The 15,524-nt window shown below is 30.0% G+C and carries 11 protein-coding genes; 4 read left to right on the top strand and 7 right to left on the bottom strand.

Features of this window, described 5'->3' with window-relative positions; translation table 11 throughout:
• Positions 1-40: 40 nt before the first annotated feature.
• Entirely contained in the window at positions 41-2,167 is a 2,127-nt protein-coding gene (locus LXD69_RS03910; protein ID WP_246917708.1) for a prolyl oligopeptidase family serine peptidase, read from the top strand.
• 113 nt (positions 2,168-2,280) lie between these two features.
• Positions 2,281-2,946: a BT1926 family outer membrane beta-barrel protein gene (locus tag LXD69_RS03905; RefSeq protein ID WP_246917705.1), complete on the top strand. Its 666-nt coding sequence runs from the start codon at positions 2,281-2,283 to the stop codon at positions 2,944-2,946.
• Positions 2,947-2,999: 53 nt separating this feature from the next.
• Here the strand turns inward: LXD69_RS03905 and LXD69_RS03900 are convergent, their stop codons facing one another.
• Positions 3,000-3,449 carry a 6-pyruvoyl trahydropterin synthase family protein gene (locus LXD69_RS03900; protein ID WP_045970897.1) on the bottom strand — a complete coding sequence of 150 codons (450 nt, stop codon included), beginning with the start codon at positions 3,447-3,449 and terminating at the stop codon, positions 3,000-3,002.
• 90 nt (positions 3,450-3,539) lie between these two features.
• Between LXD69_RS03900 and LXD69_RS03895 the strand changes: the two genes are divergently transcribed.
• Positions 3,540-4,142 (top strand): 2OG-Fe(II) oxygenase, encoded by a 603-nt coding sequence (locus tag LXD69_RS03895; RefSeq protein ID WP_246917704.1) that lies wholly within the window; start codon positions 3,540-3,542, stop codon positions 4,140-4,142.
• Between the two features lie 13 nt (positions 4,143-4,155).
• Here the strand turns inward: LXD69_RS03895 and LXD69_RS03890 are convergent, their stop codons facing one another.
• From LXD69_RS03890 to LXD69_RS03870, 5 genes are all read right to left on the bottom strand, one after another.
• Entirely contained in the window at positions 4,156-4,911 is a 756-nt protein-coding gene (locus tag LXD69_RS03890; protein ID WP_045970902.1) for an enoyl-CoA hydratase/isomerase family protein, read from the bottom strand.
• A 2-nt stretch (positions 4,912-4,913) separates the two neighbouring features.
• Entirely contained in the window at positions 4,914-8,423 is a 3,510-nt protein-coding gene (locus LXD69_RS03885; RefSeq protein WP_246917702.1) for a T9SS type B sorting domain-containing protein, read from the bottom strand.
• Between the two features lie 68 nt (positions 8,424-8,491).
• Positions 8,492-11,890 carry a hypothetical protein gene (locus tag LXD69_RS03880; protein ID WP_246917701.1) on the bottom strand — a complete coding sequence of 1,133 codons (3,399 nt, stop codon included), beginning with the start codon at positions 11,888-11,890 and terminating at the stop codon, positions 8,492-8,494.
• A gap of 162 nt (positions 11,891-12,052) precedes the next feature.
• Positions 12,053-13,306 (bottom strand): aspartate kinase, encoded by a 1,254-nt coding sequence (locus LXD69_RS03875; RefSeq protein ID WP_246917700.1) that lies wholly within the window; start codon positions 13,304-13,306, stop codon positions 12,053-12,055.
• 32 nt (positions 13,307-13,338) lie between these two features.
• A complete protein-coding gene (locus tag LXD69_RS03870) occupies positions 13,339-13,806 on the bottom strand; it encodes a GNAT family N-acetyltransferase (protein ID WP_246917698.1) in 468 nt (155 codons plus the stop codon).
• 124 nt (positions 13,807-13,930) lie between these two features.
• Between LXD69_RS03870 and fbp the strand changes: the two genes are divergently transcribed.
• Positions 13,931-14,935 carry a class 1 fructose-bisphosphatase gene (gene fbp, locus LXD69_RS03865; RefSeq protein WP_045970911.1) on the top strand — a complete coding sequence of 335 codons (1,005 nt, stop codon included), beginning with the start codon at positions 13,931-13,933 and terminating at the stop codon, positions 14,933-14,935.
• Positions 14,936-14,971: 36 nt separating this feature from the next.
• Here fbp and LXD69_RS03860 read toward each other — a convergent pair whose 3' ends face one another.
• Positions 14,972-15,403 carry a tellurite resistance TerB family protein gene (locus LXD69_RS03860; protein ID WP_045970913.1) on the bottom strand — a complete coding sequence of 144 codons (432 nt, stop codon included), beginning with the start codon at positions 15,401-15,403 and terminating at the stop codon, positions 14,972-14,974.
• Positions 15,404-15,524 lie beyond the last annotated feature (121 nt).

The following is a 15,524-nucleotide window of genomic DNA, read 5'->3' as shown; positions in this document are numbered from 1 at the left end:
TAAAACCCTTATTTTTGTAAAACAACTTAAAAATTAATAAATGAAAAAAAGCTTAACCTTACTCTTAGTCGCGACTGCTTTTGTTGCTTGTAAGAAAGAAGAACCTAAAGAAATTGTAGACATGAGTGTTACATATCCTGAAACTAAAAAAGTAGATACTTTAGACACTTATTTTGGAGAACAAATTCAAGACCCATATAGATGGCTTGAAGATGATAGAAGTGCAGAAACAGAAGCTTGGGTAAAAGCTCAAAACGAAGTTACTTTTGGATACTTAGAAAAAATTCCATTTAGAAAAGAATTGAAAGAAAGAATGGAAAAATTATGGAATTATGAGAAAATTTCAGCTCCATTTAAAGAAGGGAATTACACTTATTTTTATAAAAATGATGGCTTGCAAAATCAATCTGTTTTATACAGAAAGAATGAGGCAGGAAAAGAAGAAATTTTCTTAGATCCAAATACGTTTTCAAAAGACGGAACTACATCTTTAGGAGGTGTTAATTTTTCAAAAGATGGTTCTTTAGTAGCTTATGCTATTTCTGAAGGCGGAAGTGATTGGAGAAAAGTAGTTGTTTTAAACGCAGAAACAAAAGAAATAATAGGAGATACTATTGTAGATATTAAGTTTAGTGGTGTTTCTTGGTATAAAAATGAAGGGTTTTATTATTCAAGTTATGATAAACCAAAAGGGAGTGAGCTATCTGCGAAAACAGATCAACATAAACTGTATTTTCATAAGTTAGGAACTTCTCAAAAAGAAGATCAGTTGATTTTTGGACAAAATGAAAAAAGAAGATATGTTGGTGGATATGTTACCGAGGATGAAAACTATTTAATTATCTCAGGATCTAATTCAACTTCAGGAAATGAGTTGTACTATAAAGATTTAGTAAAAAATGGTCCAATAGTAAATATTGTAAATAATTTTGATAGTGATAATGGTGTAATTGATAATATAGGAACAAAATTTTATTTGTCTACTAATTATAATGCGCCTAATCAACGTGTAGTGACTTTTGATTTGTCAAACCCTAAACAAGCTAATTGGGTTGATTTTATTCCAGAAACTGAAAATGTTTTATCTATTTCAACAGGGAGTAATTATATTTTTGCTAAATATATTAAAGATGCAGTGTCATATATTAAACAATATGATTACGACGGAAAATTAGTGAGAGATATTGAATTACCAGGAATAGGTTCTGCTGGTGGTTTTGGTGGAAGAAAAGAAGATGCTACTTTATATTTTTCTTTTACAAATTATACAACTCCTGGAACAATTTATTCTTTTGATCCAAAATCTGGAAAATCAGTAGTATACCAAAAACCAAATGTGGATTTTAAATCGGAAGACTATGAATCAAAGCAGATTTTTTATACTTCAAAAGACGGGACAAAAATTCCTATGATTATTACATATAAAAAAGGAATTGAGTTAAATGGTAAAAATCCAACAATGTTATATGGCTATGGAGGATTCAATATTAGTTTAACACCTAGTTTTAGTATTGCTAATGCTGTTTGGTTAGAAAATGGAGGTGTTTATGCTGTTGCAAACTTACGTGGTGGTGGTGAATATGGTAAAAAATGGCATGATGCAGGAACTCAAATGCAAAAACAAAATGTTTTTGATGATTTTATTGCTGCTGCAGAATATCTAATAAAAGAAAAATATACAACATCTGATTATTTAGCAATTTCTGGACGATCAAATGGAGGTCTGCTTGTTGGAGCTACTATGACTCAACGTCCAGATTTAATAAAAGTAGCGTTGCCAGGTGTTGGTGTTTTAGATATGTTACGCTATCATACTTTTACAGCAGGAGCTGGTTGGGCTTATGATTACGGAACTTCAGAGCAAAGTAAAGAAATGTTTGACTATTTAAAAGCATATTCTCCTGTGCATAATGTGAAAGCAGGAACAAAATATCCAGCTACATTGGTAATGACTGGTGATCATGATGATAGAGTTGTTCCAGCGCATAGTTTTAAATTTGCTGCGGAACTACAAGCGAAACAAACAGGGGATAATCCTGTTTTAATTCGTATTGATGTAAATGCTGGGCATGGTGCTGGGAAATCAGTAAGTGCAATTATTCAAGAACATGTTGATATGCAAGTGTTTACTTTGTATAACATGGGAGTAAGAGAATTAAAGAAGTAATTTTAAACAGATAAAAAACATGTAGTTTGAAAAAAAAAGTGCATAAAATTATTATAATATTAGAGAATAAAGTATGTTTGCAGGACAAACAATATTTAAAACTTAAAATCTAAATGAAAAAAATCGTTTTATGCGCTTTTGCGTTAACAGTGTTTAATTTTATAAACGCTCAAGAGGAATCGACATCTTACAAACCTTTAGAAGGAACTGTAACAACTGAAGTAGGTTTGACAGGTGGTTTAAATAATGCTAATTTTAATTTAGGAGGTGGACTTCTTAAGTTTAGATACTTTTTAAAAGAAGATATCGGTCTTAGATTAGGCGTGAGCATTGATAATGATAAAACAGAAGATATTACAGGAACTTCTCCTAATCAAACAACATTTACTGATAAAAATTCTGATTTGAATTTTAAATTAGGGGTTGAAAAACATTTTGCTGGTTCAAGTAGATTATCTACTTATGCCGGTGCTGATTTAATTATTGGTAGTGGTAAGGTTGTAGATGATGAAGAAGAAGAAAATGGAGATTATGATAGATTTGAGCAGAAAAGGTCTAATTTCGGATTTGCTGTTTTTTCTGGAGCGGATTATTATATCGCTGAAAAATTATATTTGGGAGTAGAAGCTGGAATTAGTTTCTTGTCTTCAAAATTAAAAGATGGCGAGAGATCTGTAAAGAATGGTAATAACTTAAATACATTTGTTGATCCAGGAAGTAAGAGTTCAGGATTTGATACTAATGTTTTTGGAGGAATTAGAATAGGATATCAATTCTAATATAAAAATCATATTAATAAAAAATCCCTTTCAAATTTTGAAAGGGATTTTTGTTAATTATCAGAAGCAAACCATTCTGCAAAAGAAGTTTCTGTTTCTTGAAGTTTCAGTGAAAAGAGTTTAATTTCCTTTGGTAGTCTACTTTTTATTTTTTCTGCAAAATCAATAACCATATTTTCACTTGTAGGTTGATATTCTACAAGGATAACATGATGACCTCTGTCTTCTAGTTCTTTTGCAAGTTCAATATGTGGAGTATTTTTGTTAAAAACAGTAGCATGATCAAATAAATCAACTATTTCTTCTTTTACAATTTTTTTTAAATCTCCAAAATCGATAACCATTCCATATTTTACATTGCTTTTGTCAGCAATAGGAGTTCCTATTACTGTAACAGAAAGTTTGTAACTATGACCATGAACATTTTTACATTTACCATCATACCCATAAAGAGCATGACCTGTTTCAAATGAAAATTGCTTCGTAATTCTTATTTTATTCATAATATATAAAAAAGCAAAGGTAATAATTATTTTAAGGAACTATTAGACTTAATTCCTGTTATATTTGTAGCTCTAAAAATAAGCCATTAAATGGAAGATGTATTTGAGAAAATTGTTCAAGATTTATTAGAAAAACAATATAGTATTGTGGATGATTTCTTTGAAGAAAAAGAAGTTGAAAATCTTAGGGATATTCTGCTTTTAAAGTATGAAGAGGATGAATTTAAGAAAGCGGCAATAGGGAATGTCTTTAATGAACAAATTGTAAAATCTATTAGGGGTGATTTTATTTCTTGGATTGATGAAAAAGAAGCAGTAGAAGCAGAGAAAGTTTTTTTTGATAGAATTTCTGATTTTACTAGCTATTTAAATAGAACTTGTTTTTTAGGCATTAGGGAGCGCGAATTTCATTATGCATTGTATCCTAAAGGGACTTTTTATAAAAGACATTTGGATACTTTTCAGAATGATGATAGTAGACGTTTGTCTATTGTGTGTTATTTAAATCATGAAGATTGGAGTCCTGAATTTGGAGGAGAATTGGTTATCTATAAACCTAATGAAGAGATTACTATTTACCCTTTAAAAGGGAGAGTTGTTGTTTTTGAAAGCCATGTTTTAGAACACGAAGTAAAACCTGTAGAACAAAAGAGAGTGAGTATTACGGGTTGGTTAAAAACGAGGAAGTTATAAAATTCAAAAAGCTTTATTGCTTTTTGAATTGCAATAAAGCTTTTTTTGTAAAATCAGATAGGACTAATTTGCCTGAAATGGCTGCTCTTTCTAATAACAAAGTGTCCCAGTTTTCTGTTTTTTCCCATAAAACTTTTTTCATTTCAGATAAAGCTTCAGGGTTATAGCTAGAAAGTGTTTTAGTGTAAGTGTTTAAGTTTAAATCTAATTCGTCAATAGTAGGATAGATTTTAGCAAAAAGACCTTTTTCTAATGCCCATGTAGCTTGTTTCCATGCTGTAGGCTCTAAAGTCATTTCAGACATGGCTGTTTTTCCTATTTTTCTGGTTACAGCAGGTTCAATTACAAAAGGACCAATACCAATAGCTAACTCTGATAGTTTGATATCTGCGGAATGAGTTCCAAATACATAGTCGCAAGCAGCCAAAAGTCCTACACCACCACCAACAGCTTTTCCGTGTGCTCTTCCAATAATAAGTTTTGGGCATTTTCGCATAGCATTTATGACATTTGCAAAACCAGAGAAAAACAAACTTCCTTCTGTAAGATTTGACACGGCCAATAATTCATCAAAAGATGCACCAGCACAAAAGGCTCCTGTTCCTTCGCTTTTTAATATAATTATTGAAATTTTGTTAGAGTTTCCTAAGCTTTTGAATTCATCTGAAAGTTTTTTTAGAAGGGAACTAGGGAAGGAGTTTCCTGCTGGATGAAAGAAAGAAATAGTAGCAATATTGTTTTTTATCTCGGTGTTTATTGTTCCTTCCATGATTAACGTTTTAAACTAAAATGTGATTTAAATTCTTTATTTGTGCCATTTTCTACGTATTCTAATTTGAACCAATAATCAGTAGATGGTAAGTTTTGTCCATTAAATGTCCCATCCCATCCATTACCATAAGGGTTAATTTGTTTAATTAGTTTACCATATCTGTCAAAAATATAAATTTTTGGTTCAAATGTTTCAGGTAGATTTGAAATATTCCAAAAATCATTATATCCATCTCCATTTGGTGTGAAAAAATTAGGATAGGTTATTGCATACAAAGAACTCGATGATAATATACCACAGCCTTGAATATCTCTTACATATACAATGTAACTTCCATTTGGAATATCTGTAAAAATAGGGCTTGTTTGCCATTCTATTTGATCTAAACTATATTCATAAATTCCAAAACCACCAGAAGCGAATGTTTCTATAGTTGAAAGACCTGTTGAAAGAATAGGGTTTATTATATTCGCTTCAAATTGGGTAGGTTCTGAAGAAATGATAACTTGAATGGTATCTGAATTCTGACAACCCGTAGTATTATTTGTAACAATTACTGAATAGGTTCCTGCTTGAGTAATATTGAATAAATGATTTTCGTTTCCTAAGTTATCTGTATTTGGATTTGAAGGATTCCAAGTGTATGAATAACTTCCATTTGTTGTAGGTGTTGCATCTACAATATGAGAGCCTAAGCCAGTGATTGGATCTACACACAATACAAAGCTTGAGCCTAAATCAACATCAGGAACTGGAATTACATTTAAAGTTAAATATGGTCCTAATCCAAAACAGGCATTATTTAAATTACTATCTAATCTTACCCATATTGTTTGAGTATTAACTGTGTTATTTCTGTAATTACTTATGTTTGTTATTTGATTTTCTTCAGCTAAAGCATCTGTTTCATTCTCATAAAATGTAACAACTAGATTTGGTCGTTGATTTGTAGGGAATAAATTTTTAAAATAATCGATTACATTTATTGAACCATTAGCATTATTGAAATTAAAATAATCAAATCCATCATTTTCAGGGTCATTGGTGTTTATGTAATTATCACATTCATATATTTCTAGATGATCATTTGAAGTAAGAGTTGTAGCAGAAACAACTAAGTTTACTTTTGCTGTTCTAAAACAGCCTTTAGTGGTTTCTATTCTAGCCCAAACGGTATTACCATTAGAAGCTGTGTAACTTGTTTCGTTGGTTATTAAAGCAGTGTTATTGACTGCTCCAGATTGTGATAAATGATAGCTAAAAAATAAATTTGTGTCTGTTGATATAATGCTATTTGCTTCAGTTAAATTAAAATCGGTAATGGCATCATTGTTTGTGTCGCATTGACTTAATGTTACTTCATTTGATATTACAGGTAATGGATTTACAATTAGATTAAATGAAGAAACGATGTAACATCCATTTGGATTTGTCAATCTGAAATAGATAGTTTTACCTGTTGTTGCTCTTATTGATGTTATATTATTTAGCGCTTCATTTTCAGCATCTATTTCATTTTCATAGTATTTGACAGTTAATCCAGTTGCATTATTTGTTATTTGGTTGTCTTTGTCTGTTAGAGTAAATAAAGATTCTCCGCTTGTGTCTCCATCTATAGTATCATCACACGTTTCAATGTTGGTAATAGTATTTGTTAATTGTAGTGAGCTATATATATCTACATTAACTGTTGCAGAAACAGCTTCGCAAGCTGAAGTTGCAGGGATTGTGTATACATAATCTCCTGCTGGATCTATACTAGGATTTATAATCCCGTTTGCTCTAGGTAATCCATTTAACGTCCAATTCCCAGAAGCATTTGTTGTGCCGAGAAGTGCAAATAAATCAAACGGACTTTCAGATGCGCAAAATGTTTTTGTAGTGTTGTTTCCTGCAAATGGAGCTATTTGAATCTCTGTAACTGAAATAGTTATAGGAAAAATTCTAGTGTCTCCATTACAAGTTTTAGTGAAAGTATATACATAGTTGCCAATAGGATCTGTTAAAGGATCAAAAAGTCCGTTATTGGGAATTCTTGGAATACTATTATATGACCATGTTCCTCCTGTATCAGGGTTTCCAGGAATTCTATCAAACAAATCGACAGTTGCATTACTGCATATTATTGTTTCACTATCTCTAGGTAAGCTACCAAAACCAGAAAAATAACCGCCATATCCAGAATTTCCACTTGCTCCAAATACACCTACTGCTAATGCTCCAGTTGATTCAATTTTCACATTTCCTGTTAAATTAGGGATTTTATATGTAACCCAATTTGGGTTACCTAAAACAGGAATAGGTGTCGCGGTGCTAACAATATCATTAATTGTTATAATTGATCCTGTTTCAGTAGCAATTATAATATTTCCATTAAAGTTATCAACAGGGCCAATTCTTTCAATATCTGGAATTAAATCTACACTTTTTTGCCAAAAGCAATTTAAAGGTGGGATAAAATAAAACCCACTTGTAGCGTCACTTATACTACCTGCTACAATTTGATAAAGAAAAATAGGTTTACTACTATTGATGTACATGTTTCTGTTTGAATTTGTACCTTGAAAATTACTTGATGGGATTAGATAATAGTCACCAGCATTTAAAATTGCAATAGGGAAAGGGAGATTGTTAACAAAAACTTCTGTATTATCTTCGTGAGCAATGACTAGAGGTTGTTCAGAATCATTACTGCCATTCCCTCTCATTATTACATATTCAGTTCCTACCTGTTCTAAAGGAACAATTTGATCTAAATTGAAATCTTGACCATCTTGTTGTGCTAACATTCCTCCTGCCAGATTTCCTGTGTTAACAATTATTGGTTTGTCAGAAGTAAGTAAGGCCCCTATAAAGCCATTTAGATTAGCTTGAGATATAGAATATCCAGATATAACAACACTTTCTCCCTTATTTAAATTAAAACTTTGATTAGGCGTAACTAATGTGTTGTTTCCATTAATAAATAGAATGTTTGGGTCGTAATCAGACAAAGAAACAGAAGTGTTATCTTCGGTTGCCATAAAGCTAGATACAAAATTTCTAATTCCTCCAAAATCCGTTTGAGGTAAACTTCCTAATCTAAATATTTTTCCAGCTCCGGTTAACCCTTTAGAAGATAAAAATTCTGCATGATTTGTCGATCGAACTCTAAAACTAACATAGAAGTCATAAATCCCTTCTAATATTAATCCTTTAGAACTGACAGATCCAACCTCTGATTTATCTAGAAACATTATTGAAGGTTGACTATTACCAATTAATACTCTTATGGGATTCCCTTGAGAAATTGTAAATGGAGATCCGTTAATTGGGATTCCAACACCATCAGTTATTGTAACCAGAAAAGGGGTCGGTTCTGGTGTTGACAAGTACACATAATGGTCTTGTATTAAATTCGTGTCTTGATCTTCATTAGCATGTAAAGGAGGTAACCAATGCTTATTACTAAGCTGAGAATATGAGATAAAATTAGTTAATAGAATAGTTAGCAGTAGTAATTTTTTCATTTGAATTGGGATCAAAAATTAAATTTCGTAAAGTTAACAACTTTAAGATATTATTTTTAGTAAAAATGTTAAAAGTAAGCTCTTAATTGAATGTTTCCATTGTGTATTGTGTTGCTTTTTTCAGATTTTCTTCCTTGATAGTTAATATTAATGTCTAAATATTGTGTAATGTTTTTTTGAAGAAATAATCGCCAAACACTATTTTTTCCAGCTTGTAATCCTTGTAGCATTTGAAAAGCAACTGGAGATAATGGATTTCCAGAAAAATTGTTGTTATAAAGAGAGAATTCTCCTGTCATAGTAAATCCTTTTTCGCTATTGAAAGAAAAAGATGTTCCCATTTGCTTTTGGTTTAATATTTCTAATGCATTTATAGTATTTTCTTGATTTTTATATTCAAAAAAGAGATCTAAACTTGCGTTTTTTGAAAATAGATAAGATAACTTTGGATTAAGACTGAGGCTGTTGATATTGAAATTTCTACTGTTATAATTTTCAGATTTACTTTTTGAATTACCTGTGTTTGAATTACATTGAATTAACCAACTTTTATTTACTAAGTGGGCATATTGAATTTGGTGTGAATAAATTTTATTTTCTTGTGAACCAATATTTAATAATGTTTTAATTTGATTGTTTAAATAAGTATAAGTAATAGAATGTTTTTGTTTACCTCTATTGTAAAATAAGCTATTTCTGAAATTATTATTTAACCCAACAATATTTTCGTTTTTAGAAAAAGGATTTAGATCAAAACTACTTTCGTTTCGAGTAATTTTTCTTTCTACTAAAAAAGAAGTTTGATTATAGAAATGAGAAAGCATTTTTTTATAACCAGATTCATTCTGCCAAACGGAACCATTAAAATTTAATGATTGCGAAAATTTGTTTTGATGTGTTCTTACGAAAATTTGATTAGGCAAAAACACTCTTACATATTTTGCTTGGTCAGGAAAGGGTGCAATTTCAAATTCTTGTAATTCTTGAATATTATTGTTGTTGTAGTCATTCCAAGTATAAACACCTTGTCCAGGTTCTACTTCTAAATAGGTAAATTCTTGTTGGGCAATTGTTCCAGAAGTCGTTTCGTAACTAGATGAGCTTTGTAGTAAATTGTTAAAGAAAGAATCGTTGTATAGAATTCTAGAATTTAATGAAGGCTCGTTTTTTCTAGATTGATCATCATATTTTAAGTTTCTATAATTTAGAAAAAGACTTAAATTGCTTTTATCGGTTTTAATTAATTGCGACTTTAAATAGTAAGAGTCAGATTGATTCACTCTTTTTAATATTCCATTTTGAATGCTATCGTTAGTTCTGTTTAGATAACCCAATTCTATATAAACTTTTGTAGAGTCTCCTCTGCCAATAAAAGTTCCATATTCTGTAAATTGTTGACTTAAATTGCTTAATTCATTTGTTAAGATTGTTTTCTCTTTATTGCTTTCATATCTAAATGAACCACCAATCCAGTTTTTATGGAAATGATGCTTAATAAGAGATTGATTTCGGATAAAATTAGAGTTGGAAAGTTTACTTGAACTATTTAAAGCGCTAAAATCGGTATTTACTCTTGTTTTATTAAATTTTAAGTTTGATTGAATAATGTGTCTTGTGCCTGAAAAATTATCCGAAAAATCTAATTTTTCAAGTTGATATTTAGCAGTTCCATTTTTCTTTAAATCTAGGTTTAACCCGCTAATTAATAAGGTTTGATTTCCTAATGGAGTAGTTAAATTCCAATCTCTGTTAAATTCAATATTATATAGACGTTCTATTGTTTTAAAATCTTTGTTGACTAATTGAAAATTAGCAAAAGCATTAAGATTATATTTTCCTGTGAATATTCTTTGTGCTGCATTTATTTTTCCTGCAACACCTTGATTGTTATTGTCATTAATTGAAGAATAAAGATTTTTATCATTATTACTTACTGCTATTTCAAAGTCTATATTTGTTTTTTCAGAAGGATTATATGCTCCTAAAACAGTTGCAATCTGAATTTTTGTTGGAGCAACTAAAGTAATTATGGGTTCAAAACTTCCTTGTGGAATTCCAGATATTGGAGTAACATATTCGTATATTTTTCCAATAGCGTTATTGTTAATCAAAATGTAATTTCCTGAATTTTGACCTACAAATGAAAAGCGAACATTGTATAATTCATCTTCTGGATTATTGGAATACTCAAAAATTTCGGTTGTTCCAAAAAGGATTTTTTTATATAAAATTTTATTTTCGGAGAAAGAATCTGCATAAGCTGAAGGAGCTGTCATTAAATTTTGATTATCACCTGCTTCTTTTAAAATAGCAATTTGGTCTTCGGATAAATTTTGTTGTAAAGGTTGGTTTTTTACATCATTTTCAGAATAAATATAACCGCCTATTTTAAATTTTTCTTGTTCGTGCATTACACCCGAATAAGCTAAAAAACGAGTAAAATTTCTATCTGTAAATTGATATTCTATGTTGATTCTCATTTCTGAAGTAATAGGGAAAAGGGATGTGAAAATAATTTCTCCTGCATTGTAATCAATAACGTAATCTTTGTTTTCTCCGCGTTCTAAAAGAATACCATTTACATAAACACTTTCAGATCCTGAAATGACTAAAACAAAGAGTTCTCCATTATTTCCTTTTAATTTATAAGGACCTTGATTTCCTTCTTGTCCTGTAAAAGTGCTTCGTGCATATTGTCCACGAACTAAAGCTGCGGAACCAAAAATAGATGTCTTTTTTTCAGGTGTACCAAGTGTAAATTGAGCGGAAAGACCTTGTACTTTTTTATTAAAATTGAGAAATTGAGAAGTTCTGTTTTCTAAGAATAAATCACCAGCTCTAATGTTCCAATTGTCAGAGAATAATTCAATGAAGATTTGATCAAATTCATCCAGTTTTTGAGAGTAACCACCTTCTTGAAGTGGAATGTTGCTATCTTGAATGGAAGCGCGTAAACTGACTTTATCAGAAATTTTCCCAGTTATTTGTAAATCTAAATTAGAATTGACAACTGTATTCTGATTGTTTCCAATAGTTATTCCGCGAGAAATGCTTCCAGACGTATTTAATCCATCAAATGGCTTAAAAGGTTGTCTGTCAATTTCTTTTATGGTGTATAGTTGTCCTGCTTCATTTGGAACTATTTTTGAATCATCATAGATAGAATATTCTTTTGTAATGAACTCTGGAAATTTTAAATATTTTATTTCTAAAGTGTCGGTAGAAGTAAAATTTTCATTAAATACAAGTGTTGCTTTTTGAAAATTTACTTTATAAAAAGTAGAATCTATAGCTATTCCTTTTTTGTCTAAAATCTTAAAAAAGGATTTATTAATACTGACTTTCTCAATTGAAATAGTATCCCTTGATGCAATAATTTTTTTAGATTTATATGGTGTTTGTATTTCCTGAGCAAAAGTGCTTGAAAATATAAATAGAAAAAACCATAAAATCCATTTCCGTATCATAAATACTATAACTCATATTTTTCAAAAGTAGTACTTATTGTTGGAAAGTTTTGATTCTATATTTAATTTCTGTTATTGTTATAATGAAAAAACACAGTCTCTTATTTTAAATATTTAAAATAAGAGACTGTGTTTTTAAGAGTATTTTAAAAAAATAAGATATTATTCTTTAGCTACTATTTGTAATGTTTCTCTTGAAATTTGTTTTAATAAAACAGTTTTGTTTGTTTCAACTATTTGAGCTGCATCTTCATTAAAATGCCTGATGGTGTAAAGTGATACATTTTCGTTGAAAGTGATTTTGAACTTTTTAGCTAATATACTTTTTACATCATTAAAATTATTGAATTTATCTTCTATACAAACAGAAAAACTAATAGCAGAGTTCTGAATTAGGTTTACCTTCAATTTATGTTGATGAAAAAGCGCAAAAATCTCACTAATATGTTCTTCCATTATAAATGAGAAATCTAAAGATGAAAGCGAAAGTAAAAGTTGGTTTTTCTTGATAATATAACAAGGTAAATGTGGTTCTAAATCGGAACCTTTTGAAACACTTGTTCCTGGTAAAAGCGGATTTATAAATGATTTTACAAATAAAGGAATTTCTTTTTGTTGTAATGGTTGTAATGTTTTAGGGTGAATTACACTAGCACCATAAAAAGCTAATTCTATTGCTTCTCTATATGATATTTGGTTTAATAATACAGCATTTTCAAAATAGCGTGGATCAGCATTTAATACACCAGGAACATCTTTCCAAATCGTTACACTATCTGCGCCTAGACAGTAAGCAAAAATAGCGGCAGTATAATCAGAACCTTCACGGCCTAATGTAGTAGTGAAATTATTTGGATCGGATCCTAGAAAACCTTGCGTAATATATAATGTTCCTTTTTCTATTTTTTTTGTAATTAATACTTGAGTTTGTTCCCAATTAACATTAGCGTCTCTGTAATTAGTGTCTGTTTTAATAAAATTACGAACATCAAGCCAAGTATTGCTTAATCCTTTATAGTTAAAATAATAGCTTACAATTGTGGTAGATATGATTTCACCATAACTTACAACTTGATCGTATACGAAATTATAATTTGGAGATTTATTGCTTCTTAAAAAATATTCTAAATCATCAAAATGGGCATTCACGGCGAAAAATACTTCATGATCTTCGTCTTCGAATAAATCTAATAAAATTTGATTGTGGTATTTCCTTACTTCTTGAACAGATGCATTTAATTCATTTGACTTTTCAATATAATTTTTAATTACAACCTCAAGTGCATTAGTTGTTTTTCCCATAGCAGAGACAATAACTAATGTGTTTTCATAACCTACTTGTTCTAAAACTGAAGTTACATTTTTTACGCCATTTGCATCTTTTACCGATGCACCACCAAATTTAAAAATTTTCATTCTTAAGAGTATTAAGATTTTAGTATTATACTTTATTTTAAAAAATCAGTTATTCCTTTTTCGTCCATTTGCACTACTTTCCAGTTATCTAAAACTTTTGCTCCGCTTTTTTTATAGAAATCAATTGCATTAGTGTTCCAGTCTAAAACATTCCATTCTATTCGTCTAACATTGTCTTTTTTTCCTTGTTTTATAATTTCTGAATATAAAGCAAATCCTGCTCCAGTGCCTCTTTTGTTCGCTTTTACTACTAAATCTTCTAAATGTATTGTTTTTCCTTTCCAAGTAGAGTATCTATAATAATATAATGCAATCCCAATAATTTCATTATCTACTTCTGCAACAAAAGTTTTGAATAAAGGATTTTCTGAAAAGCCATCTCTTTCTAAATCTTTGACAGAAATAACTACAGCATCGGGTTCTTTTTCAAAATCGGCTAATTCTTGAATGAGTTCTAGTACGCTAGCCATATCTTCCTTTTTTCCTTGTCTTATAATCATGAGTCTTAATTTAGAATGAAAACAGTGCAAAAATAAGATTAAGAAAAACATAATGAGAAATTATTTATTCATTTCACAAAAAAACCGATATTTGTGCGATAAACACAACTACATCTTATTCGTAATGGAAGAAAGAAATACAACCCTTGGAGAATTTATTATTGAGAATCAAGAATCTTTTCAATATTCAACAGGAGAATTATCAAGAATTATTAATTCAATTCGCTTAGCTGCTAAAGTAGTAAACTATAAAGTTAACAAGGCTGGTCTTGTTGATATAGTTGGAGCTGCGGGCGAACAAAATATTCAAGGAGAAGATCAGCAAAAATTAGATGTTTTTGCCAATGATACTTTTATACAAACATTAATAAATAGAGAAATCGTTTGTGGAATTGCATCTGAAGAGAATGACGATTTTATTACAGTAGCAGGAGGAGATAAAAGCCATAATAATAAATATGTTGTTTTAATGGATCCATTAGATGGTTCGTCTAATATTGATGTTAATGTTTCTGTAGGAACCATTTTTTCAGTGTTTAGAAGAATCACTCCAGTAGGAACTCCTGTGCAATTAGAAGATTTTCTACAACCAGGTGTTAATCAAGTAGCAGCAGGATATGTTATTTATGGAACTTCTACAATGATTGTTTATACTACAGGACACGGTGTTAATGGATTTACTTTAAATCCTGCTATAGGAACATTCTATTTGTCACATCCTAATATGCAATTTTCACCAGATGGAAAAATTTATTCAATTAATGAAGGAAATTATATTCATTTCCCTCAAGGGGTAAAAAATTATTTGAAATATTGTCAGATGGAAGAAGGAGATAGACCTTATACTTCTAGATATATTGGAAGTTTAGTGTCTGATTTTCATAGAAATATGATAAAAGGAGGGATTTATATCTACCCTACAAGTTCAAAAGCACCTAATGGTAAATTGCGTTTGTTGTATGAGTGTAATCCAATGGCATTTTTGGCGGAGCAAGCAGGAGGAAAAGCATCAGATGGATATAATAGAATAATGGAAATAAAGCCTACAGAATTACACCAAAGAGTTCCTTTTTTCTGTGGTAGTAAAAATATGGTTGCGAAAGCAGAAGAATTTATGAAAAATGTATAAATAAAAAAGCTCCAAAATTTTGGAGCTTTTTTGTTCTTATTTGTTCATGTGCTGCATTTCGTAAATAAAAGTATCTAAATCTACGTTTAATACTAACAATGATAGTGCTTTGTCAACAATATAATTTACATTGCTTGGTGTAAATCCTAAAGCTAATGCAAAACGAGTTAAAATTTGTTTTTGTTTTGGTCCTAAAACATGGTCGGCATAAACCATACGTGCTAAATCATATAAACGTTCAAGTCTTTGTATATGAAGAACAGGAGGATTGATTGGGTATTTTGAAGGATTCTCTAAAATTTCTTCATATTCTGCTCTGGAAATCTCTAGTCTAATAGCTAATTTGTCTAAGAATTCTTTTTCTTCAGATGTTAGAGCTCCGTCTGAAAGCGCAACTCTTACAATTGCAGAAAAATGACCTTTATTTCTATTTTTAAATTCGTTATCAAATAAATCTGAAAATGACATAATATTTGTTTTAAGTTGTGCAAAATTACACATTATTTTATTTTTAGCATATCCAAAAAATTAAATTTTATGATTTAACAATTAAAACATTAAAAATAAATGGTAAGTTGTTTGTAAAGCA

It is taken from the genome of Flavobacterium sediminilitoris (assembly GCF_023008245.1).
Lineage (GTDB): Bacteria > Bacteroidota > Bacteroidia > Flavobacteriales > Flavobacteriaceae > Flavobacterium > Flavobacterium sediminilitoris.
The sequence above is the reverse complement of the archived record's forward strand: the minus strand, read 5'-3'. Positions and strand labels throughout refer to the sequence as shown.

Excerpts from the sequence above, each read along its gene's own strand:
- LXD69_RS03910 (WP_246917708.1), top strand. The coding sequence starts at position 41 with ATGAAAAAAAGCTTAACCTTACTCTTAGTCGCGACTGCTTTTGTTGCT.
- LXD69_RS03905 (WP_246917705.1), top strand. The coding sequence starts at position 2,281 with ATGAAAAAAATCGTTTTATGCGCTTTTGCGTTAACAGTGTTTAATTTT.
- LXD69_RS03900 (WP_045970897.1), bottom strand. The coding sequence starts at position 3,449 with ATGAATAAAATAAGAATTACGAAGCAATTTTCATTTGAAACAGGTCAT.
- LXD69_RS03895 (WP_246917704.1), top strand. The coding sequence starts at position 3,540 with ATGGAAGATGTATTTGAGAAAATTGTTCAAGATTTATTAGAAAAACAA.
- LXD69_RS03890 (WP_045970902.1), bottom strand. The coding sequence starts at position 4,911 with ATGGAAGGAACAATAAACACCGAGATAAAAAACAATATTGCTACTATT.
- LXD69_RS03885 (WP_246917702.1), bottom strand. The coding sequence starts at position 8,423 with ATGAAAAAATTACTACTGCTAACTATTCTATTAACTAATTTTATCTCA.
- LXD69_RS03880 (WP_246917701.1), bottom strand. The coding sequence starts at position 11,890 with ATGATACGGAAATGGATTTTATGGTTTTTTCTATTTATATTTTCAAGC.
- LXD69_RS03875 (WP_246917700.1), bottom strand. The coding sequence starts at position 13,306 with ATGAAAATTTTTAAATTTGGTGGTGCATCGGTAAAAGATGCAAATGGC.
- LXD69_RS03870 (WP_246917698.1), bottom strand. The coding sequence starts at position 13,806 with ATGATTATAAGACAAGGAAAAAAGGAAGATATGGCTAGCGTACTAGAA.
- fbp (WP_045970911.1), top strand. The coding sequence starts at position 13,931 with ATGGAAGAAAGAAATACAACCCTTGGAGAATTTATTATTGAGAATCAA.
- LXD69_RS03860 (WP_045970913.1), bottom strand. The coding sequence starts at position 15,403 with ATGTCATTTTCAGATTTATTTGATAACGAATTTAAAAATAGAAATAAA.